The organism is Nonomuraea dietziae, from assembly GCF_014195505.1.
Lineage (GTDB): Bacteria > Actinomycetota > Actinomycetes > Streptosporangiales > Streptosporangiaceae > Nonomuraea > Nonomuraea roseola.
Genome location: NZ_JACIBV010000002.1, coordinates 405,194 through 425,669, shown reverse-complemented (window position 1 = coordinate 425,669; position 20,476 = coordinate 405,194). Strand labels below are relative to the sequence as shown.

General features: G+C 70.8%; 19 protein-coding genes and 2 riboswitches. Of the genes, 15 read left to right on the top strand and 4 right to left on the bottom strand.

Annotation, left to right across the window (positions count from 1 at the left end; translation table 11 throughout):
- The first annotated feature begins 223 nt into the window (after nucleotides 1-223).
- From FHR33_RS44640 to FHR33_RS44630, 3 genes are read left to right on the top strand one after another with little or no spacing between them, the layout of a single operon-like run.
- Nucleotides 224-913 carry a gamma-glutamyl-gamma-aminobutyrate hydrolase family protein gene (locus FHR33_RS44640; RefSeq protein WP_183661401.1) on the top strand — a complete coding sequence of 230 codons (690 nt, stop codon included), beginning with the start codon at nucleotides 224-226 and terminating at the stop codon, nucleotides 911-913.
- A gap of 35 nt (nucleotides 914-948) precedes the next feature.
- On the top strand, nucleotides 949-1,869 hold the full coding sequence (locus tag FHR33_RS44635) for an alpha/beta hydrolase (protein WP_183661400.1): 921 nt from the start codon (nucleotides 949-951) through the stop codon (nucleotides 1,867-1,869).
- Entirely contained in the window at nucleotides 1,866-2,642 is a 777-nt protein-coding gene (locus FHR33_RS44630) for an enoyl-CoA hydratase/isomerase family protein (protein WP_183661399.1), read from the top strand. Before FHR33_RS44635 ends, FHR33_RS44630 begins: the two co-directional genes overlap by 4 nt.
- On the opposite strand, the gene FHR33_RS44625 is transcribed toward FHR33_RS44630, so the two are convergent.
- A complete protein-coding gene (locus FHR33_RS44625; RefSeq protein ID WP_312896060.1) occupies nucleotides 2,639-3,829 on the bottom strand; it encodes an acyl-CoA dehydrogenase family protein in 1,191 nt (396 codons plus the stop codon). The genes FHR33_RS44630 and FHR33_RS44625 overlap by 4 nt on opposite strands.
- 55 nt (nucleotides 3,830-3,884) lie before the next feature.
- The gene (locus FHR33_RS44620; protein WP_183661397.1) at nucleotides 3,885-4,472 is read right to left on the bottom strand and encodes a class I SAM-dependent methyltransferase; all 588 of its coding nucleotides are present in this window, start codon (nucleotides 4,470-4,472) and stop codon (nucleotides 3,885-3,887) included.
- A gap of 130 nt (nucleotides 4,473-4,602) precedes the next feature.
- Here FHR33_RS44620 and FHR33_RS44615 point away from each other — a divergent pair, with 130 nt between their 5' ends.
- From FHR33_RS44615 to FHR33_RS44600, 4 genes are all read left to right on the top strand, one after another.
- Entirely contained in the window at nucleotides 4,603-6,198 is a 1,596-nt protein-coding gene (locus tag FHR33_RS44615; protein WP_246453710.1) for a sensor histidine kinase, read from the top strand.
- Nucleotides 6,195-6,869: a response regulator gene (locus FHR33_RS44610; RefSeq protein ID WP_183661395.1), complete on the top strand. Its 675-nt coding sequence runs from the start codon at nucleotides 6,195-6,197 to the stop codon at nucleotides 6,867-6,869. Before FHR33_RS44615 ends, FHR33_RS44610 begins: the two co-directional genes overlap by 4 nt.
- A gap of 85 nt (nucleotides 6,870-6,954) precedes the next feature.
- Nucleotides 6,955-7,386 carry a hypothetical protein gene (locus FHR33_RS44605; RefSeq protein WP_183661393.1) on the top strand — a complete coding sequence of 144 codons (432 nt, stop codon included), beginning with the start codon at nucleotides 6,955-6,957 and terminating at the stop codon, nucleotides 7,384-7,386.
- Between the two features lie 10 nt (nucleotides 7,387-7,396).
- Nucleotides 7,397-7,984 (top strand): phosphoribosylanthranilate isomerase, encoded by a 588-nt coding sequence (locus tag FHR33_RS44600; protein ID WP_183661391.1) that lies wholly within the window; start codon nucleotides 7,397-7,399, stop codon nucleotides 7,982-7,984.
- Here FHR33_RS44600 and thiC read toward each other — a convergent pair.
- Nucleotides 7,981-9,699, bottom strand: coding sequence for a phosphomethylpyrimidine synthase ThiC (gene thiC / locus FHR33_RS44595; protein ID WP_281388553.1), 1,719 nt, complete (start codon nucleotides 9,697-9,699; stop codon nucleotides 7,981-7,983). The two genes, FHR33_RS44600 and thiC, sit on opposite strands and share 4 nt — an antisense overlap.
- Nucleotides 9,692-9,805, bottom strand: a riboswitch (TPP riboswitch). (Overlaps the previous gene by 8 nt.)
- A 126-nt stretch (nucleotides 9,806-9,931) precedes the next feature.
- Here thiC and clsA point away from each other — a divergent pair.
- The 8 genes from clsA to FHR33_RS44555 all read left to right on the top strand — a co-directional run bounded on the left by clsA (nucleotide 9,932) and on the right by FHR33_RS44555 (nucleotide 20,032).
- Entirely contained in the window at nucleotides 9,932-10,516 is a 585-nt protein-coding gene (gene clsA / locus FHR33_RS44590; RefSeq protein WP_183661387.1) for a cardiolipin synthase ClsA, read from the top strand.
- A gap of 4 nt (nucleotides 10,517-10,520) precedes the next feature.
- The gene (locus tag FHR33_RS44585) at nucleotides 10,521-13,016 is read left to right on the top strand and encodes a mannose-1-phosphate guanyltransferase (RefSeq protein WP_183661385.1); all 2,496 of its coding nucleotides are present in this window, start codon (nucleotides 10,521-10,523) and stop codon (nucleotides 13,014-13,016) included.
- Between the two features lie 206 nt (nucleotides 13,017-13,222).
- Complete coding sequence (locus FHR33_RS44580) at nucleotides 13,223-13,726, top strand: double zinc ribbon and FHA domain-containing protein (protein ID WP_183661383.1); 504 nt, start codon at nucleotides 13,223-13,225, stop codon at nucleotides 13,724-13,726.
- A gap of 23 nt (nucleotides 13,727-13,749) precedes the next feature.
- Nucleotides 13,750-14,376 carry a transcriptional regulator FtsR gene (gene ftsR, locus FHR33_RS44575; protein ID WP_246453709.1) on the top strand — a complete coding sequence of 209 codons (627 nt, stop codon included), beginning with the start codon at nucleotides 13,750-13,752 and terminating at the stop codon, nucleotides 14,374-14,376.
- Nucleotides 14,377-14,648: 272 nt separating this feature from the next.
- Nucleotides 14,649-15,119: a bifunctional nuclease family protein gene (locus FHR33_RS44570; protein WP_183661379.1), complete on the top strand. Its 471-nt coding sequence runs from the start codon at nucleotides 14,649-14,651 to the stop codon at nucleotides 15,117-15,119.
- Nucleotides 15,120-15,312: 193 nt separating this feature from the next.
- Entirely contained in the window at nucleotides 15,313-15,933 is a 621-nt protein-coding gene (locus FHR33_RS44565) for a MerR family transcriptional regulator (protein ID WP_183661376.1), read from the top strand.
- Nucleotides 15,934-15,964: 31 nt separating this feature from the next.
- Nucleotides 15,965-16,057, top strand: a riboswitch (glycine riboswitch).
- Nucleotides 16,058-16,202: 145 nt separating this feature from the next.
- A complete protein-coding gene (gcvP, locus tag FHR33_RS44560) occupies nucleotides 16,203-19,043 on the top strand; it encodes an aminomethyl-transferring glycine dehydrogenase (protein WP_183661374.1) in 2,841 nt (946 codons plus the stop codon).
- Nucleotides 19,044-19,201: 158 nt separating this feature from the next.
- On the top strand, nucleotides 19,202-20,032 hold the full coding sequence (locus FHR33_RS44555; RefSeq protein WP_183661372.1) for a hypothetical protein: 831 nt from the start codon (nucleotides 19,202-19,204) through the stop codon (nucleotides 20,030-20,032).
- Here FHR33_RS44555 and FHR33_RS44550 read toward each other — a convergent pair.
- Nucleotides 20,016-20,369: a hypothetical protein gene (locus FHR33_RS44550; protein WP_183661370.1), complete on the bottom strand. Its 354-nt coding sequence runs from the start codon at nucleotides 20,367-20,369 to the stop codon at nucleotides 20,016-20,018. The two genes, FHR33_RS44555 and FHR33_RS44550, sit on opposite strands and share 17 nt — an antisense overlap.
- Nucleotides 20,370-20,476 lie beyond the last annotated feature (107 nt).

Below are 20,476 nucleotides of genomic sequence, written 5' to 3'. Positions count from 1 at the left end.
GCATTCGTATTCGCCGGGGCGCCGCCATCCGTCACGCTCGCCGTGGAAGCTTCCCGGCGCCCTGCGACGTGAGGGTGGCGGCATGATCTCTGAGGAGGAAGTGACAGCACTGATACCCGGGAAGGTGACATAACCGAAATCCGGTAGGCCATGATGGAGCGGGAACCTGGTCACCACCTCTGACGCGGGTTGCCCGACCTCCTGCATGCCTCCTGGAGCGCGCATGTCTCGTCCGTTGATCGGTATCACCGCCTACTTCGAGGCCGCCCGATGGGGTGACTGGGTGAGAGAGGCGGTCATCGGGCCGCCCTCCTACGCCAAGGCGGTCGAACGGGCGGGCGGCGCCCCCGTCCTGCTCCCGCCGCTCAACCTGCACGCCGTCGACGACTACGTCCGCGGCCTCAAGGGCATCGTCCTGGCGGGCGGCGTGGAGGTCGGGGCCACGCTCTACGGGGCCGACCAGGACGACAGGGTCGCCGAGCCCCAGCCGCACCGCGACAGGTTCGAGCTCTCGCTGGCCCGCGCGGCCGTCCAGGCCGACGTGCCGATCCTCGCGGTGGCGCGCGGCATGCACGTCCTGAACGTCGCCCAGGGCGGCACGCTCATCCCCTGGCTGCCCGACGTGCTCGACCACGAGCGGCACGGCGCTCAGGGGCAGCCGCACGTCATCCAGGTGAGCGTCTCCAGCAAGCTCGGCAAGGCCATCGGTGACACGATCGAGGTCAACGCCCCGCACCACCAGTCGGTCAAGCGCCTCGGCACCGGGCTGCTGGCCGTGGCATGGGCCGACGACCAGATCGTGGAGGGCGTCGAGTTGCAGGGCCACAGGTTCGGCGTGGGCGTCCAGTGGCATCCCGAGCGCGGCGATGATATGCGGTTGTTCGAGGCACTCGTCGAGGCCGCCCGATACTGATGAGAAATGGTGTGGCTCATGAGTAAGCTCGGATCATGAGCTTGCACCCCCAGGCCAGGGCCTACCTGGAGCTCTACCCCTCCGACCTCGGCGCCGACCTGGCGAGCCTGGGGCCTGCGGAGATAGAGCGGATGCGCGCCATCGACGGCTTGGCGGAGCGGCGCGGCCCGCTGACGCGGCTGCCGTTCGTCCGCGACGCGCTGGCCGACGAGGTGCCGATCAGGATCTACCGGGCCGACCCCGGCGACCACACCCTGCCGGTGATCGTCTACTTCCACGGCGGCGGCTGGGTGTTCGGCAGCGTCAGACGCAACGACGCCGTCGGCAGGGACCTGGCGATCAGGACGGGGGCGGTGGTGGTCTCCGTCGACTACCGGCTGGCCCCCGAGCACGCCTTCCCCGCGGCCGCCGACGACGCCTGGACCGTGGTGCGCGACATCTTCGCCCGTCCGGCCTTCTACCAGAGCAACGGCCACGTGGCGGTGATCGGCGACAGCGCGGGAGGCAACCTCGCCGCGGTGGCCGCCTGGCAGGCCCGCGACGCCGGGCTCACCCTCGCCCACCAGGCGCTGCTCTACCCGATCGTCGACGTGGCCATGGACACCCCCAGCTACCGCGAGCACGCCAAGGGCTTCGGCCTCGACGCGGAGGAGATGGCCTGGTTCGTCCAGCAGTACGCCGCCGGCGCCGATCCGCTCGACCCACGCCTGTCACCGCTACGCCTGGGCTCGTGCGCGGGCCTGCCGCCCGCGACGGTGGTGAGCGCCGAGTACGACGTGCTGCGCGACGAGGCCGAGGCCTACGCCGCGCGCATGGCGGGCGAGGGCGTGGCCGTCGAGGTGCGCCGCTGGCCCGGCATGGTCCACGGCTTCTTCGGCCTGCCCGGCTTCTTCGACCAGGCCGACGAGGTCCGCGCCTACGTGGCCGACAGGCTCAGGAGGGCGCTGGAGCCGTGACCTACGACAAGCTGAGGCTCGACTGGGCCGCCGAGGGCGTGCGGCGGGTGACGATCAGCGAGCCGCGCAGGCTCAACGCCGTCGACATGGCGGGCCATCGCGAGCTCGCCGAGATCTGGCGCGACCTCGACCGCGACGACGACGTGCGCGTCATCCTGGTCAGGGGAGAGGGCGAGGCCTTCTCCGCGGGCGGCGACCTGTCCATGATCGAGGAGATGACCCGCGACCACGCCACCAGGCTGCGGGTGTTCACCGAGGCCCGCGACATCGTCTACAACGTGCTCAACTGCTCCAAGCCGGTGGTGAGCGCCATCCAGGGCCCCGCCGTCGGCGCCGGCCTGGCGGTGGCGCTGCTGGCCGACATCTCCGTGGCTGGGCGCACCGCCCGCATCATCGACGGCCACACCCGCCTGGGCGTGGCTGCGGGCGACCACGCGGCGATCATCTGGCCGCTGCTGTGCGGCATGGCCAAGGCCAAGTACCACCTGCTGCTGTGCGAGCCGGTCACCGGCGAGCAGGCCGAGCGGATGGGCCTGGTCAGCCTCTGCGTCGACGACTCCGAGGTGCACGACAGGGCGCTCGACATCGCGGTGAGGCTCGCGGCGGGCTCCCAGGAGGCGATCAGGCTGACCAAGTACTCACTCAACAACTGGCTCAGGATGGCGGGCCCGACCTTCGACGCCTCCCTGGCCATGGAGTTCCTCGGTTTCTCCGGCCCCGACGTCCAGGAGGGGGTGCGGGCGCTGCGAGACAAGCGCCCGCCGTCCTTCTAGAAGCTGCGCGGCAGCCCGAGCACCTGGGTGGCCAGGTGGTTCAGCAGCAGTTCCTCCGTCACCGGCGCGATCTTGCCGATCCGCGCGTCGGTGAGCAGCCGCGCCACCGGGTACTCCAGCGAGTAGGCCATCCCGCCGTGCGTCTGGAAGGCCGCGTCCGCCGCCTCCCACGCCGCCTGCGAGGCGGTCAGCTTGGCGATGTTGGCCTCGGTGCCGCACGGCAGCTGCCGGTCGAAGGACCACGCGGCCTTGTACAGCATGAGCCTGGCCAGTTCGATCTTCGCCTTGACCTGGGCGAGAGGGAAGGCGATGGCCTGGTTGGCGCCGATCGGCCGCCCGAACACCTCGCGCTCCTTGGCGTAGCTCACCCCCACCCGCAGCGCCACCTCGGCCCCGCCCAGCGCCGAGGCGGCCAGCAGGATCCGCTCGGGGTTGAGGATGTCCCACAGGACGAGGGCGCCCTGGTCGATCTGGCCGACCACGCTGGAGGCGGGCACGCGCAGGTCGTCGAGGAAGACCATGTTCGAGGGCGTGGTGTTGGCGCCCATCTTGGGGATCGGCCGGAAGGACAGCCGGCCCGCCGCCACCGCCTCGGGCACGTTGACCAGGAAGACGGTCATCCCGTTCGTGCGCGGCTTCGCCTCGGCCGCCGGGATCGTCCTGGTGACGAGCATCATCCAGGTGGCCCGCTGCACCCCCGTGATCCAGATCTTCTGCCCGTTGATCACGTAGTCGTCGCCGTCGCGGCGCGCAGAGGTGGTGATCGCCAGCGAGTTGGAGCCCGCGTCCGGCTCGGTCAGCGCGAAGCACGTCTCGATCTCGCCGGTGGCCAGCCCTGGCAGCAACGCGGCCCGCTGCTCGGCGCTGCCGTGCCTGGCCAGGGTCAGCGCGCCGAAGCCCGGGGTGAGCACGTAGGTGAACGCCGAACCGCCCGCCGCCCCTGAGGCGGCCAGGGTCTCGGTCGCCACCGCCAGCTCCAGCAGGCCCTGCCCGCCGCCGCCGTACTCCTCGGGTACGGCCAGGCCCAGCCATCCGCCCTTGGCCAGCTCCGCCCACACCTCTTCCGGCCAGCGCTTGTCGGCCTCGCAGCGCTGCCAGTAGTCCATGTCGTAGCGCGAGCAGATGTCACCGACGCCCTGCTGGACGGTCAGCGCGCTCTCGGGGAGCGTGAAGTCCACCTCGATCACCCCATTCTCGTTGCGTGCGCAATCGTAGAACGAAGTTCTGTCCAGCCGACAGGGGTCAGCGCGGACGGCGGGCGTGCAGCACGTAGGCGGGCGGGGTGTTGCGCCACACGGTACGGCCCAGCACGACCTCCTCGAAGCGGTCGGCCAGCAGCGCGCGGAAGCGGCGAGCCGAGCCCAGCGGCATCGCGTGGATGTAGGAGAAGGTCGTGAACGCCCCCGACGGGCACAGGGTGGAGGTGACCGCGCCGAGCAGCCGCTCCTGCAGCGTCTCGGGGAATGCCGCCCACGGCAGCCCACTGACCACCACGTCCGCCCTGGTCAGGCCGCGATCGCGGAGCAGGTCGGGCAGGCGGGCCGCGTCGTCCTGCGCCACGTCCACCCGGGGAAAGCGATCGGCGAGCAGGGAGGCCAGCGTGGGGTTCAACTCGATCGCCAGGTGATGGCCACGCCCGTCCAGCCTGCGCTGGATCTCGGCGGTGAACGGCCCGGTGCCGGGGCCCAACTCGACCACGGTCGGCTCGCCGCGCTCGGGCACGGGGGTGCACACCGTCTCCGCCAGCCGCCGTGAGCTGGGCGCCAGGGCTCCGATGGTCGCGGGGGAGCGCATGAACTGGCCGAGGAACAACGTGGTGTCGTTGGGCATGGGACCAACGTTACGACCCCCGCGCAAGCCCGCTCATCCGACTTGCGGCCAGAAAACCGGCCACTTGGAGGATGCGAACTCCTCCATCGGGAGGACGGAGCAGGCGGCGGTCCTCGATACGGTTGTCCCCATGCGATGGCGTGGTGTGGCACCCGACGTGCTGCTTGCCGCCTCAGGAGTGGCCCTCGACCTGCTGATGTCGGGCAAGGCGGGGGCAGGGGCGGCGCCCGACTGGCTGGTCCCCGTCTTCGCCGTCCTGGTCGGCGCGCCGATGGGGTTCGTGCGGCGCCGTCCCGTCCACGTCAGCCTCTACCTGGCCGCGTTCCTGTTGTTCACCGACCAGATCGAGGCCTTCACCTCCAACACCGCGCAGATCCTGCTCTGCGTCGCGATCGGCGCCACCGGCTACCTGCGAGGCTGGCTCGCCACCCTCGTCGCCGTCGTGCCGGGCGCGCTGGCCACCGGCCTCAACATCGCCGACCCCGGCACCGGCTTCACCGGCGCGGCCTGGGTCTACTCCGTCGGCATCCCGCTGCTGCCCGCCCTGGTCGGCCGCTATCTGCGCGGTCCCGCGGGGCGGCTGAAGGAGCCCGAGGTCACCCCCGACGTGCTGCTGGCGGGGGCGGGCGTGGCCGTCGCGGTGCTCGGCACCTGGCCCATGTGGCACACCAGCGAGCAGCCCGCCTGGGTGATCGTCTCGTTCGTGGTGGTCGCGGGGCTGGCCCTGGGCGTGGCCAGGCGGCTGCCCGCGGTGGTGTTCCTGGTCGAGGGGGCGATGCTGCTCCTGTCCAACCAGGCCTTCTCGGCGGCGACCAGCACCGTCCACGTCCTGCTGCTGATCTCGGTCGGCGTGTTCGCGATGCGGGTGGCCTCCTGGTTCTGGAACCTGGTCGTCTACGTGGCGGCCAGCTTCCTGGCCTCGCTCGTGGTGGTCGGCTCCGAGGGCACCGTCACCGGGCTCAAGGTGGGGCTGATGCTCGTGGTGGTGGCCACCCCGATCGCGATCGGCAGGTACGCGGGCGCCAGGCAGTCGGCCGCGGAGGCCGAGCGGCTGCGGGTGCGCGAGTCCGAGCGGCTGGCCATCGCCCAGTTGCGCGCCGACCAGCTGGCCGAGCGCGAGCGCATCGCCCGCGAGGTCCACGACATCGTCGCCCACCACGTCGGGGCGATGGTGCTGCGGGCCGGCGCCGCCCGCTACGCCGCCCCCGACGGTCCCGTCGCCGACGCGCTGGCCGACATCAAGGAGACGGGCCACCAGGTGCTCGAGGACCTGCGCGGCCTGCTCGACGTGCTGCGCGACCCCGGCGGCGACGCCGCGCTGCTGGCCGACCCCGCCGACGTGGTCACCGAGTCCGCCGAGCGGATGATCGCCGCGGGGCTGCTGGTCGACCTCGACGTCGACCCCGCGCTCGGCGAGGCGCCGCTGGTGGCCAGGGCCTCGGCCGCCCGCATCGTGCAGGAGGGACTGACCAACGTGCTCAAGCACGCGGGGCCGGGCACCGCCGTACGGGTGGGGCTGGCCGCGGGTGACGGGGAGCTCCTCGTCGAGGTGTCCAACGGCCGCCCGCCCACGGTGCGCGAGCCGCTGCCGTCCTCGGGGCAGGGGCTGGCGGGCATGCGCGAGCGCGCCAAGGCGCTGGGCGGCACGCTGAGCGCAGGACCCGACGGCGGCGGCTGGCGGCTGTCGGTGACCCTTCCCTATCCGAAGACCAAGGTGACGACGTGATCCGAGTGGTGGTGGCCGACGACCAGGCGCTGGTCAGAGCCGGCGTGCGCATGTTGCTGCAGGCGGCGGGCGACATGGAGGTCGTCGGGGAGGCCGAGGACGGCGCGGAGGCGGTGCGCCTGGCCCAACACCACAGGCCGGACGTGGTGCTCATGGACCTGCGCATGCCCAGGGTCGACGGCCTCGAGGCGATCAAGCGCATCCTGGGCTCGCAGCCGGGCGCCAAGATCGTGGTCCTCACCACCTTCGCCGACGACGCCAACGTCTACGCGGCCCTGCGCGTCGGAGCGCTGGGCTTCCTGGTCAAGGACGACGAGCCGGAGCGCATGGTCGACGCCGTGCGAAGGGCGGCCTCGGGCGAGCAGCTGCTGGCCCCCTCGGTGCTGCGCAGGGTGGTCGAGCGGGCGCTGGCCGCCGAGCAGCAGGCCACACCCGCGCCCGTCGGGCTCACCGAGCGGGAGCTCGAGGTGCTCGCCCTGGTCGGCACCGGCCTGTCCAACGCCGAGATCGCCGACAGGCTGCACGTCGGCGTCACCACGGTAAAGACCCACGTCGGCTCGGCGATGGACAAGCTCGGCCTGCGCAACCGCATCCAGGCCGCCGTCGTCGCGCACCGCATCGGCCTGGTCGACGCCGCCTTCCGCCCCGTGCGGCATCCGCCGCGGGGCTGACCGGGGCATCACCCGGCAGGCTGACGACCGCCGGGTGCCCGCGCCGTCACGATGTGGTCCTCACCTCTCCAGGAAGGACCACCTCATGCACGACGTGACCTCAGCCACGTCTGTCTCCCCTGTCTCCTCAGGGCTGCTCTACACCCTGCGCGTCCTCGTGCTCGCCCACGCGGTCTCGCTGCTCGTCGCGGCCATGTTCGCGGGCCAGGCGCTGGTCTTCACCGACACCGGCATCGCCGCCGATCTCGGGGTCGCCGAGACCCACGTCATGATCGGCATGGTCTCCCACCTGATCGGCCTGCTCCAGATCGTCGCCGCCGTCCTGTACTGGCGTCCGGGCAGGGGCGCGGGCTGGCCCGCGCTCGCCAGCCTCGCGCTGTTCGTGCTCGGCATCGCCCAGCACTTCCTGCTGGCCATCGGCCTGGGCGCGCACGTGCCCAACGGCGTGCTCATGTTCGGCCTGCTGGCGCTGACCACCGTCTGGGCCTGGTCGCCCGCGGCCTCACGCCGGCGCTAGGCTTTCGGCTATGTTCGTGAAGATCTGCGGGCTGAGCGAGCCCGAGCACGTCGAGGCGGCCGTCGAGGCCGGCGCCGACGCGATCGGGCTCGTCATGACCGCCAGCCCGCGCAGGGTCACCCCGTCGCGGGCCGCGGAGCTGGCCGCGCTGGCACCCTCTCACGTGCTGACCGTGGGCGTCTTCATGGGCGAGCCGGTGGAAGAGGTACGGCAGGCGGCCCAGGCCGCCGGGGTCGGAGCCGTCCAGCTGCACGGCAGGCACCCGCACGCCGACTTCACCGCGCTGAAGGATCTCGGCCTCACCCTCGTGCGCGCCGTGGCGGCCGACGCCGACCTGCGCACCGGAGCCTTCGACGAGGACCTGCTGATCGTCGACGCGCCCAGGGCGGGCGCGGGCGAGCCGTGGGACTGGACGGCCGTGCGGGGCAGGCCGTCGGGGAACTGGCTGCTGGCGGGCGGCCTCGACCCCGGCAACGTACGGCAGGCGATCGAGGCCGCGCGGCCATGGGGCGTGGACGTCTCGAGCGGCGTCGAGGTGGCCAGGGGCGTGAAGGACTCCGCCCTCATCCGCTCCTTCCTCAGGGCGGCCCGCTCCTAGACTTCGCTCTGTCCCCGCTCCTCTCTCGGAAGGAGCGGTCTGTCGGTCAGCTGAACGTAGACCTCGCCGCCCCCGGCCACGAACTCCTCCGACTTGGCGCGCATGCCCTCCGCCGCCCTCAGGTCGTGCGAGATGCGCATCGAGCAGAACTTCGGCCCGCACATGCTGCAGAAGTGCGCCGTCTTCGCGGGCGCGGCGGGCAGCGTCTCGTCGTGGAAGGAGCGGGCGGTGCCGGGGTCGAGGGACAGCTCGAACTGGTCCTCCCACCTGAACTCGAAGCGCGCCTCCGACAGCGCGTCGTCCCACTCCTGGGCCTTCGGGTGCCCCTTGGCGAGGTCGGCGGCGTGCGCGGCGATCTTGTAGGTGATGACGCCGGTCTTGACGTCCTCCCTGTCGGGCAGCCCCAGGTGCTCCTTCGGCGTGACGTAGCAGAGCATGGCGGTGCCGTACCAGCCGATCATGGCCGCGCCGATCCCCGAGGTGATGTGGTCGTAGCCCGGCGCGATGTCGGTGACGAGGGGGCCGAGGGTGTAGAAGGGGGCGTCGTCGCAGAGCTCGCGCTGCAGGTCGACGTTCTCCTTGATCTTGTTCATGGGCACGTGGCCAGGGCCCTCGACCATGACCTGGACGTCGCGGGAGCGTGCGATCCCGGTGAGCTCGCCCAGCGTGCGCAGCTCGGCGAACTGGGCCTCGTCGTTGGCGTCGGCGATCGAGCCGGGGCGCAGGCCGTCGCCGAGGGAGAAGGCGACGTCGTAGGAGGCGAGGATCTCGCACATCTCCTCGAAGTTCTCGTACAGGAAGTTCTCGCGGTGGTGGGCCAGGCACCACGCCGCCATGATCGAGCCGCCGCGCGAGACGATGCCGGTCTTGCGGCCGACGGTGAGGGGGACATAGGACAGACGTACGCCCGCGTGGACGGTCACGTAGTCGACGCCCTGCTCGCACTGCTCGATCAGGGTGTCGCGGTAGACCTCCCACGACAGGTCGGGCGCGACCCCGCCGACCTTCTCCAGCGCCTGGTAGAGCGGCACGGTGCCGATGGGCACGGGGGAGTTGCGGATGATCCACTCGCGGGTGGTGTGGATGTCACGACCCGTCGAGAGGTCCATGACGGTGTCGGCGCCCCAGCGGATGGCCCAGGTCATCTTCTCCACCTCCTCCTCGATGGAGGAGGTGACGGCGGAGTTGCCGATATTGGCGTTGATCTTGACGAGGAAGTTGCGGCCGATGATCATCGGCTCGCTCTCGGGATGGTTGACGTTGGCCGGGATGATCGCCCTGCCCGCGGCCACCTCGGCGCGGACGAACTCGGCCTCGACGCCCTCCCTCACGGCGACGAACTCCATCTCCTTCGTCACGACGCCCCTGCGGGCGTAGGCGAGCTGGGTGACGGGCCCGCCCGCCGCCCTGAGCGGCTGGCGCCGCGCGCCCAGGCGGGGCACGGCGTGGGCGCGCTTCCACGAGGCCTGGTCGCGGTAGCCGTCGTCGAGCGGCTTGACCTGGCGGCCGCCGTACCCGACGACGTCGGCGCGATCGAGGATCCACTGCTCGCGCAGGGGGCTCAGGCCGCGCGTGACGTCGGTCTCGACGGCAGGGTCGGTGTAGGGGCCCGAGGTGTCGTAGACGGTGAACACGGTGCCGTCGCTCAGTCCGATCTCCCGCATGGGGACCCTGAGCTCACCCTGGTAGGTCTTGGAAAAGCGCGCGCCACTCATCGCGCAAACTCCCTTCGCCGGCATTACCCGGAGCAGGTTCTGGCGGTCGGCGGCTGGTCAGCCGTCCTCTCAGCCCGGTCCGCACCGGGCTCCCGCGTTGGTCGGCGCCACCGTAACCCGATCACCCGGGTGTCGCGCAACCCCCTGCCGCCCGCGGCCGGCCGAACCCGCGCGGAAACAGCGGGCGGGCGGCCCAGCGTGCGCAGGTGGGCGACGCAGTAGGGTCGGCAGCGTGAGTGAAACTTCCGCCGAGGACCGAATCTGGACGGTTCCGAACCTGCTGAGCTTCCTGCGTCTGCTCGGCGTCCCCGTGTTCCTCTGGCTGGTTCTCGGGCCCAAGGCGGACGGCTGGGCGATCGCGCTGCTCATGGTCGCGGGGTTCACCGACTGGCTCGACGGCAAGATCGCCCGCGCGTGGAACCAGACCAGCAGGCTCGGCCGTCTCATCGACCCCGCCGCCGACAAGCTCTACGTCTTCGCCACCCTGCTCGGCCTGCTGCTGCGCGAGGTCATCCCGTGGTGGCTGGTCGCGATCATCCTGGGTCGCGAGATCTTCGTCGGATGTTTCTTCCCCGTGCTCCGCAAGTACGGCTACAAGGCACTGCCCGTGCATTTCCTCGGCAAGGCCGCCATGGCCAATCTGATGTACGCCTTCCCCCTCCTCTTCCTGGCCTCGCACACCGGAGCCTGGTATGCCGATATTGCAAGGATTATCGGATGGGCGTTCGCCATCTGGGGAACGGGCCTGTACTGGTGGGCAGGACTGCTGTATGTGGTACAGGTGCGCCAACTCGTAACCGCTGCGAAGAAGGAGTGATCGAGTGAAGGCGGTCGTCATGGCAGGCGGGGAGGGGACTCGGCTGCGGCCGATGACCGCGAACCAGCCCAAACCCCTGCTCCCCGTGGTCAACCGCCCGATCATGGAACACGTCCTCCGCCTGCTGAAACGCCACGGGTTGACCGAGACCGTCGTCACCGTCCAGTTCCTTGCGGCGCTGGTGCGCAGCTACTTCGGCGACGGCGACGAACTGGGCATGCGCCTGCACTACGCCACCGAAGACCTTCCCCTCGGCACGGCGGGCAGCGTCAAGAACGCGGCCGACAAACTCCGCGATGATCGTTTTCTCGTTATTTCCGGTGACGCTCTGACCGATATCGACTTATCGGACATGATCAGGTTTCACCGCGAGAATTCCGCCCTCGTCACGATCGGGCTGACCCGCGTCCCCAACCCCCTCGAGTTCGGCATCATCATCGTGGACGACCAGGGCAGGGTGCAGCGCTTCCTGGAGAAGCCCACCTGGGGCCAGGTCTTCTCCGACACCGTCAACACCGGCATCTACGTGATGGAGCCCGAGGTCCTCGACGAGGTCGCCGCCGGCGAGGCCGTCGACTGGTCCTCCGACATCTTCCCCCGCCTGCTCAAGCGCGGCGCGCCCATCTACGGCTACGTCTCCGACTGCTACTGGGAGGACGTCGGCACCCACGAGAGCTACATGAAGGCCCAGGCCGACGCGCTGTCCGGACGCGTCGACCTCGACATCGGCGGCTTCGAGATGTCACCGGGCATCTGGGTCGGCGAGGGCGCGGCGGTCGACCCCGACGCCGTGCTCAAGGGCCCCCTGCTGATCGGCGACTACGTCAAGATCGAGGCGGGCGCCGAGCTTCGTGAGTACACCGTGCTCGGCAGCAACGCCGTGGTGCGTGAGGGCGCCTTCCTGCACCGCGCCGTCGTCCACGACAACGTCTACATCGGCCCGGGGGTGAACCTGCGCGGCTGCGTCATCGGTAAGAACACCGACCTGATGACCGGCGCCAGGATCGAGGAGAACGCCGTCGTCGGCGACGAGTGCGTCATCGAGGCCGAGGCCTACGTCTCCAGCGGCGTCAAGGTCTATCCCTTCAAGACCGTCGAGGCGGGCGCGGTCGTCAACACCAGCGTCATCTGGGAGTCGCGCGGCCAGCGCAGCCTGTTCGGCCCGCGCGGCGTCAGCGGCCTGGTCAACGTCGAGATCACCCCGGAGCTGTGCGTACGGCTGGCCAGCGCCTACGCCACCACCCTGAAGAAGGGCGACACGGTCATCACCTCGCGCGACTCCTCCCGCGCGGCCAGAGCGCTCAAGCGCGCCGTCATCAGCGCGCTGACGGCGGGCGCCATCGACGTGCTCGACCTGGAGGCCATGCCGCTGCCCGTGGCCCGCTTCCACACCTCCCGAAGGCCCGCCAGCGGCGGCATCGCCCTGCGCACCACCTCGGGGGACCCGCAGAGCGTCGACATCGTCTTCATGGACTCCAGAGGCGCCGACCTGTCCCCGGCCAGCCAGCGCAAGCTGGAGCGCGTCTTCTCCCGTCAGGAGTTCCGCAGGGCCTTCCCCGGCGAGATCGGTGAGCTGAGCTTCCCCGCGAGGGCGGTCGAGGACTACGCCCAGGAACTCCTGCGATACGTGGACATGACCGGCGTCAACGACATGAAGGTGGTCGTCGACTGCGCGGGCGGCACCTCCTCGCTGGTCCTGCCCACCCTGCTGGGCCGCCTCGGCGTGGAGGTGCTGACCGTCAACGCCCGCCTCGACTCCGCCTCGCCCACCGAGACGCTGGCCGAGCGCCGCCGCGACCTGCAGCGCCTGTCCGAGCTCGTCGGCTCCTCGCGCGCCTCCTTCGGCGTACGCTTCGACCCGGTGGGCGAGCGCATCGCCCTGGTCGACGAGATGGGCCAGCTCATCAGCGAGGAGCGGGCGCTGCTGGTGGTGCTCGACCTGGTCGCCGCCGAGCGACGCAGGGGCAGGGTGGCGCTGCCCGTCACGACCACCAGGGTGGCCGAACAGGTCTGCCGCTTCCACGGGGTCCAGGTGGAGTGGACCTCCACCTCCCTCGACGCGCTCACCACCGCCGCCGCCAGGCCGTACATGATCTTCGCCGGTGACGGCAGGGGCGGCTTCATCGTGCCGGAGTTCGGGCCCACGGTCGACGGCCTGGCCGTCTTCCTGCGCCTGCTCGGCCTCGTGGCCCGCACGCGGCTGACGCTCAGCCAGATCGACGCGAGGATCCCCGAGGCCAAGCTGCTCAAGCGGACCGTCCCGACGCCGTGGGCGACCAAGGGGGCGGTGATGCGCTCGGTGATCGAGGCCGCGGAGGGCTTCCGCCTCGACACCACCGACGGCGTGCGCGTGGTCGGCGAGGACGGGCGCTGGGCGCTGATCCTGCCGGCTGCCTCCGAGCCCGCCACCGACCTGTGGGCCGAGGCCCACGACTTCGACACCGCGCAGGCCTTTTTGGACAGGTGGGCGCGGATCGTGGAGAGGGCGGCGGGAACGTGACAACTCAGATGGCGCGGCGGCATGGACCTTGAGGGCGGCTCGGCGGTAACTTTGTCACCGTCCGAACCTGTCGTGCAGCCTCTCGCCTTGACCTTTGCCACTGATCAGCGTAAGTTGCGGCATTCGCAAACGTGAACGAGCGAAGAGGCGAGGGGCGCCCTGATCAACCGTCGCCGCGTCTTCGCGGTAGGAGGCCGAGCCGATCGATGCCGAGCGTCTACTGTACGCAGTGCGGTCATGCCAACCCCGAGGATGCCCGTTTCTGCTCCCGGTGTGGGTCGCCGCTGACCAGACATGAGGTCGCCGGAGACACCACCTCGACGATCTCCGTCGCGGGAATCGAGGCGTATGAGGCGGAGACGGCGGACGCTCTCCTCGCCGAGCGGGCCGCGGTCGAGCAGTTGCCCCCTGGCGCGGCGCTGCTCGTCGTCACGAGGGGGCCCAACGCGGGCAGCCGCTTCCGCCTCGACCGTGACCTGACCACCACGGGCCGCCACCCCGAGAGCGACATCTTCCTCGACGACATCACCGTCTCCAGGCGGCACGTGGAGTTCTACCGCCATCCCGGCGGCGCCTTCACCGTCCGCGACGTCGGCAGCCTCAACGGCACCTACGTCAACAGGGAGCGCATCGAGGAGGTCCCCCTCCACAGCGGCGACGAGGTGCAGATCGGCAAGTTCCGCCTCGTCTTCCTCACGCGGGGCGCATGAGTCCCCAGGCGGCGCGCTCGCACATGAGCATCGGGGAGGTGCTCGCCCTGCTGCAGGGCGAGTTCCCCGACGTCACCGTCTCCAAGATCCGCTTCTTGGAGAGCGAGGGGCTGATCGAGCCCGAACGCAGCCCCTCGGGGTTTCGCAAGTTCACCTACATGCACGTCGAGCAGCTGCGCTTCATCCTCACCGAGCAGCGCGACCACTACCTGCCGCTGCGCGTCATCAAGGACAAGATGGCCGAGGAGCTCGGCCGTCCGCGCGCGGTGCCGGAGGTCAAGGAGGTGCGGCTCAGCCGCGCCGAGCTGCTCGAGGCCAGCGGCCTCGACGAGGAGGCGCTCACCGAGCTCGAGGACTACGGCCTGCTCGCGCCCGTCGCGCGCCGCTACGACGAGGACGCGCTGAAGATCGCGCGCAGCGTCGGCGCCCTGGCCAAGTACGGCCTGCACGCCAGGCACCTGCGCGCGGTCAAGGCCGCGGCCGAGCGCGAGGCCGGCCTGGTCGAGCAGAGCGTGGCCCCCATTCTCAAGCGCCGCGCCCCCGGAGCCATCGGCGAGGCCGACGAGGTGGCGCGCGAGCTCTCCGGCCGGCTGCTCGAGCTGCACGCGGCCCTGCTGCGCGGCTCGGTCCGCTCCGTCCTGGGCGGCTGACCTCCGCGCTTCCCCCGGTCGGCCTGGGCGGCGCCTGGGGCCGGACCTCGGCGCTCGCCCGCTCGCCCTCGCCCCCTCCCGGCCGGGTGCCGGACGGAGCCCCCGATCCCGTGGAGCGGGCTGACCTGGCGAGGAAGGCGAGGTAGGTTGTCGGCGACGCCATGGGGCAGGGGACATTCCACGCCCTCCGGGTGTTACGTTGAATTGCGGAAGAGCGGCCAAACTATTGCGGAGCCCCCTGGGGTCACCGGTCAGTGAATTCGGAGCAGCCCGTGTTGCAGATGGAGGTAGTGGGCGTTCGTGTAGAAATGCCCACAAATCAGCCGATCGTTCTGCTCAAGGAGGCGCAAGGGGAGAGGTTTCTCCCGATCTGGATTGGTATGACCGAAGCCACGGCCATCGCGCTCGCGCAGGCGGAGGAGCCGCCGCCGAGGCCGTTGACGCACGACCTGTTCCGCGACGTGCTGAGCGCGCTCGGGGTCGGCCTGCGCGCGGTCAACATCGTCGCTCTGCGTGACGGCATCTTCTTCGCCGACCTGGTCTTCTCCAACGGTGTGGAGGTCTCGGCGCGTCCTTCCGACTCCATCGCCCTGGCGCTGCGCACGGGTGCGCGGATCTTCGCCAGCGAGGAGGTCGTCCAGGAGGCCGGGGTGATCATCCCTGATGACCAGGAGGATGAGGTGGAGAAGTTCAGGGAGTTCCTTGACACCATCACGCCCGAGGACTTCGGGCGGGCTGGGTAGGACTCCCTTTGTGAGCGCCCGAACCCTTGGCCAACACCTGGGGTCGGCATTTCACTGCATTTACGCTTCACGACGCGCCGAGCCGGATCGTTGACTGCGGATGGTCACGGTCCTACGGTGCAAGTGAAACCTGTGGTTGTTATTGACGAACCCCCAGATCAGACCACGGGATGAGAGAAAGCCGGAGGTCCGCGTGGCGGTCAGCAGCGGCGAGGGAAAGACGGCCGGCCAGGAAGACCCGGTGCGGCGCGAGAGTGCGCGCCAGCGTGCCGGGGAGCAGGGACTGCTCTTCGACGAGCAGCCCGCGACTCTGCCTGGCGACATCGGCTATCGCGGCCCCACGGCCTGCGCGGCGGCCGGCATCACCTACAGGCAGTTGGACTATTGGGCCCGCACTGGACTGGTGGAGCCCACGATAAGAGCCGCGCAGGGCTCGGGCTCCCAACGCCTCTACAGTTTCCGCGACATCCTGGTGCTCAAGGTGGTCAAACGCCTCCTCGACACCGGTGTGTCGCTGCAGCAGATCCGCACCGCCGTCCAGCACCTGCGCGACAGGGGCGTCGGCGACCTGAGCAGGATCACGCTGATGAGCGATGGAGTGAGCGTCTACGAGTGCACGTCGCCCGACGAGGTCATCGACCTGCTGCAGGGCGGTCAGGGAGTGTTCGGGATCGCGCTCGGCAGGGTCTGGCGCGAGGTCGAGGGATCGCTCGCGGAGCTGCCGGGGGAACGGGCGGCGGTCGAGGACAACGTCCCGGCCGACCACCCCGCTGACGAGCTGGCCCAGCGCAGGAGGGCCCGGAGACTGGGCTGATGCGCCATCGCTGGTAGCCTGGAGATGCTGACGACCCCGTGCGGGAGAGTCCCCGGGAGAGCCGGGGCGCCGAAGGAGCAAACCTCCCCGGAATCTCTCAGGCACCCTGTACCGCTCGGGTGAGGCAACTCTGGAAAGCAGCGCGCCAGCCAGGCGTGTCTCACCGACGGTGCAAACCCGCGTCCGCGCGGGCGAACCTCTCAGGTTGATGACAGAGGGGGAGATCCGGCATACGCCCGTGCTCTCCACCAGCCTTGGGAGGCAGTTCCATGACCGAGCCCCTCAGCGACCTCGCTGCGCCGCCTTTCGCGACCCGTCACATCGGGCCCTCCGACGCCGAGCAGGCCAGGATGCTGGAGGCGGTCGGCTTCGAATCGGTCGCCGACCTGGTGGCGGTGGCGGTGCCCGAGGCCATCAGGGCCAAGGACCAGCTCAGGTTGCCCGCCGCGGCGAGCGAGACCGAGGTGATCACCGAGCTGCGCGCGCTCGCCGACCGCAACCGGGTGCTGACCTCGATGATCGGCCTTGGCTACTACGACACGATCACGCCCGCCGTGATCCGCCGCAACCTGCTGGAGAACCCGGGCTGGTACACCGCCTACACGCCCTACCAGCCCGAGATCTCGCAGGGCCGCCTCGAGGCGCTGCTCAACTTCCAGACCGTCGTCTCCGACCTGACGGGCCTCGACGTGGCCGGCGCCTCCCTGCTGGACGAGGCCACCGCCGCCGCCGAGGCGATGACGCTGGCGCGCAGGGCCGGCAGGTCCAAGAGCGACGTCTTCGTCGTCGACGCCGACGCGCTGCCGCAGACCAAGGCGGTGCTGGCCACCCGCGCCGAGCCACTGGGCATCTCGCTCGTCGAGAGCGACCTGGAGGGCGAGTTGCCCGAGTGCTTCGGCGTGCTGGTGCAGTACCCCGGCGCGTCTGGCCGCCTGCGCGACTTCCGCGCCGTGGCCGAGCGGGCACACGCCGGTGGAGCCCTGGTGGTCGCCGCCGCCGACCTGCTGTCGCTGACCCTCGTCACCGCCCCTGGAGAGCTGGGCGCCGACATCGCGATCGGCTCCTCGCAGCGCTTCGGCGTGCCGTTCGGCTTCGGCGGGCCGCACGCCGCCTACATGTCGGTCCGCGAGGGCCTGCAGCGGCAGATGCCCGGCCGCCTGGTGGGCGTCTCTGTCGACGCCGACGGCGACCCCGCCTACCGGCTGGCCCTGCAGACCCGCGAGCAGCACATCCGCCGCGAGAAGGCCACCAGCAACATCTGCACCGCCCAGGTGCTGCTCGCCGTCATCGCGGGCATGTACGCCGTCTACCACGGCCCCGAGGGGCTGCGCCGCATCGCCAGGCGCACCCACCGCATGGCCGTCACGCTCGCGCAGACGCTGCGCGCCGGCCGGGTCGAGGTCGTCCACGACGACTTCTTCGACACCGTGCTCGCCCGCGTGCCCGGCAGGGCCGCCCAGGTCGTGGCCGCCGCCGCCGAGCGCGGCGTCAACCTCTGGCAGGCCGACGCCGACCACGTCTCGATCGCCTGCGACGAGAAGACCACGCTGGCCCACCTGGAGCAGGTCGCCGCCGCCTTCGGCGTGAGCGTGTCGCTGACCGACCTGGCCGCCGAGGACGGCCTGCCCGAGGCGCTGACGCGCGAGAGCGACTACCTCACCCACCCGGTCTTCCACACCCACCACTCCGAGACCTCGATGCTGCGCTACCTGCGCAGGCTCCAGGACAAGGACATCGCGCTCGACAGGTCGATGATCCCGCTCGGCTCCTGCACGATGAAGCTCAACGCCACCACCGAGATGGAGCCCATCACCTGGCCCGAGTTCGCGGGCATCCACCCCTACGCCCCGCTCGAGCAGGCGGGCGGCTACGTCGAGCTGGTCGAGACCCTCGAGGGCTGGCTGGCCGAGGTGACCGGTTACGACGCCGTCTCCATCCAGCCCAACGCGGGCTCGCAGGGCGAGTTCGCCGGGCTGCTGGCCATCCGCGCCTACCACAGGGCCAACGGCGACACCCACCGCGACGTCTGCCTCATCCCCTCCTCCGCGCACGGCACCAACGCCGCCAGCGCCGTCATGGCGGGCATGCGGGTCGTGGTCGTGGCCTGTGACGACAACGGCAACGTCGACATGGACGACCTCGACGCCAAGATCGCCAAGCACGCCGAGCAGCTCGCCGCGATCATGGTGACCTACCCGTCCACGCACGGCGTGTACGAGGAGACGATCACCGAGGTCTGCGCCAAGGTCCACGCGGCGGGCGGCCAGGTCTACGTCGACGGCGCCAACCTCAACGCGCTGGTCGGCCTCGCCAAGCCGGGCGAGTTCGGCGCCGACGTCTCGCACCTCAACCTGCACAAGACCTTCTGCATCCCGCACGGCGGCGGCGGCCCCGGCGTGGGCCCCGTGGCGGTCCGCGGCCACCTGGCCGCCTTCCTGCCCGGTCACCCGCTGGCGCAGGGCTCGCCCGTGGGCCCCGTCTCGGCGGCGCCGTACGGCTCGGCGGGCATCCTGCCGATCTCCTGGGCCTACGTCAGGATGATGGGGGGCGAGGGCCTCAAGGCCGCCACCGAGCAGGCCATCCTGTCGGCCAACTACCTCGCGCGCCGCCTGGCCCCGCACTACCCGGTCCTCTACACCGGCCGCGGCGGCCTGGTCGCCCACGAGTGCATCATCGACCTGCGCCAGATCACCAAGGAGACGGGGGTCAGCGTCGACGACGTCGCCAAGCGGCTCATCGACTACGGCTTCCACGCGCCGACCATGTCCTTCCCCGTGGCGGGGACGCTCATGATCGAACCGACCGAGAGCGAGGACCTGGCCGAGCTCGACCGGTTCGTCGAGGCGATGGTCGCCATCCGCGGCGAGATCGCCAAGGTGGCCGACGGCTCGTACGACAAGAGCGACAACCCGCTGCGCAACGCCCCGCACACCGCGGAGTCGCTGGTGGCCGACGAGTGGGCGCACCCCTACACCAGGACCGAGGCGGCCTACCCCGTCCAGGACCTGAGGGATGGCAAGTACTTCTCGCCGGTGCGGCGGATCGACCAGGCCTACGGGGACCGCAACCTCGTGTGCTCCTGCCCGCCCCTGTCGGCCTACGAGGACTGACCACCCCTTCGGACGTGCGGTTTCCCCTACGGGAGGCCGCACGTCCTGCTTCGCAGGGTCGGGCAGTGGCCAACAGCCGCACTCAGGATGGTCATGTCAGGCGACGCGGCGGCGCGAAATCGTTAGGCTCGGCGTTGATCGCCGTCGAAGGAGCCTTCTTGACGTCCCCCGAACTCGACACCGAGCTGCACACCGGCCCGCTCGAACAGGCCCGTCGTCTCGCCGAGAGCGGCGATCTCGAGGCCGCCGCCGAGATCTTCGCCCAACTGGCCGCCGACCCCGACAGGCACGACAGGGCGCAGGCGGCCGTGGGTCTGGCCGTGGTCCTGGAGGAGCGAGGCGATCTCGAGGGCGCCAGGTCGGCGGCGCGTACGGCCCTGGCCACCGGCCATCCCGAGTACGCCGCGCAGGCCGCCTGCCACCTGGCCAGAGGCTTCGAGCGCGACGGCCAGGACGAGCAGGCCCGAGGAGCCTGGCAGGCCGTCCTGGGCGTGGGCACGGCCGCCTACCTGCCGCTGGCGCACCTGGCGCTGGCCCGCCTCGCCGACGGCGAGGAGGAGGCCGAGCGGGAGCTGCGGGCGGCGATCTCGGTCGGCGACCCGGAGCTGAGCTGCACGGCGGCGCAGGAGCTGGCCGAGCTGCTGCTGGATCGCGGCGAGCCGGGGGAGGCGGCCGCGGTGCTCGTCGAGACGCTGCCGCTGGCCCAGGGCGCCCATGCGGGGCGGCTGCGGGTGCTGCTGGGCATCGCGCATCTGGAGCTGGCGTGCGCGGAGTTCGCGGGGGTGGTCGAGGACGCCGCCAGGGGCGAGCGCGCCGAGGCCGAGTCCACCTCGCTTGCCATCGAGCTGCTGGCCCGTACGCTGCCGCTGAGGGGCAGGGCCGACGACGCCGAGCGGGTCTGGGCCTACGGCCTCTCGCACGCCGACCAGGAGCTGGCCGAGCAGGTCAGGCTGCGCCTCGACAGGGACGAGCTCAGCTCCGGCGCATGACCGCGCCGGCCGCGGCGATGTTGATGATGACGATGCTGACCCACACCATGGCCAGGCCGATGAGGCCCGCCTGGCTTCCTGCGATAGCCGACAGGGGGATCGCCAGGACCAGTGAGCCGACGGTGATCGGCACCATCGCCCCGCTGCCGATGTCGTCGCTCTTGCCCTTCTTCTTGGCCTTGGCCGGCCGCTGGGCATCCACCTCCGCTTTGACGCGTTCGGCGATGGTGGCGTCCAGCCTGGCCACGAACGACTCGACGAGCGCGGCCTCATAGTCGGGTCCCAGGTGTTTGCGGGTCTCGAGGGTCGCCTGCAGATCGTCGTGGATGTCAGACATGCCGCCAATGTCCCACGCGCTGGGGCCTGCCGCCATCCTTCCTCGGGACGAGACCGGCCTTTCCCCGTATCGGGGTTTTCCCGGGGTAGGGGAAGGGAGATCCGAGG

Bases quoted from the DNA above. Each gene is read 5' to 3' on its own strand.
- FHR33_RS44620 (WP_183661397.1), bottom strand. From the start codon at position 4,472: ATGCCCAACGACACCACGTTGTTCCTCGGCCAGTTCATGCGCTCCCCC.
- FHR33_RS44550 (WP_183661370.1), bottom strand. From the start codon at position 20,369: ATGTCTGACATCCACGACGATCTGCAGGCGACCCTCGAGACCCGCAAA.
- FHR33_RS44600 (WP_183661391.1), top strand. From the start codon at position 7,397: ATGTTCGTGAAGATCTGCGGGCTGAGCGAGCCCGAGCACGTCGAGGCG.
- FHR33_RS44605 (WP_183661393.1), top strand. From the start codon at position 6,955: ATGCACGACGTGACCTCAGCCACGTCTGTCTCCCCTGTCTCCTCAGGG.
- thiC (WP_281388553.1), bottom strand. From the start codon at position 9,699: ATGAGTGGCGCGCGCTTTTCCAAGACCTACCAGGGTGAGCTCAGGGTC.
- FHR33_RS44640 (WP_183661401.1), top strand. From the start codon at position 224: ATGTCTCGTCCGTTGATCGGTATCACCGCCTACTTCGAGGCCGCCCGA.
- FHR33_RS44615 (WP_246453710.1), top strand. From the start codon at position 4,603: ATGCGATGGCGTGGTGTGGCACCCGACGTGCTGCTTGCCGCCTCAGGA.
- FHR33_RS44635 (WP_183661400.1), top strand. From the start codon at position 949: ATGAGCTTGCACCCCCAGGCCAGGGCCTACCTGGAGCTCTACCCCTCC.
- FHR33_RS44580 (WP_183661383.1), top strand. From the start codon at position 13,223: ATGCCGAGCGTCTACTGTACGCAGTGCGGTCATGCCAACCCCGAGGAT.
- gcvP (WP_183661374.1), top strand. From the start codon at position 16,203: ATGACCGAGCCCCTCAGCGACCTCGCTGCGCCGCCTTTCGCGACCCGT.
- ftsR (WP_246453709.1), top strand. From the start codon at position 13,750: ATGAGCATCGGGGAGGTGCTCGCCCTGCTGCAGGGCGAGTTCCCCGAC.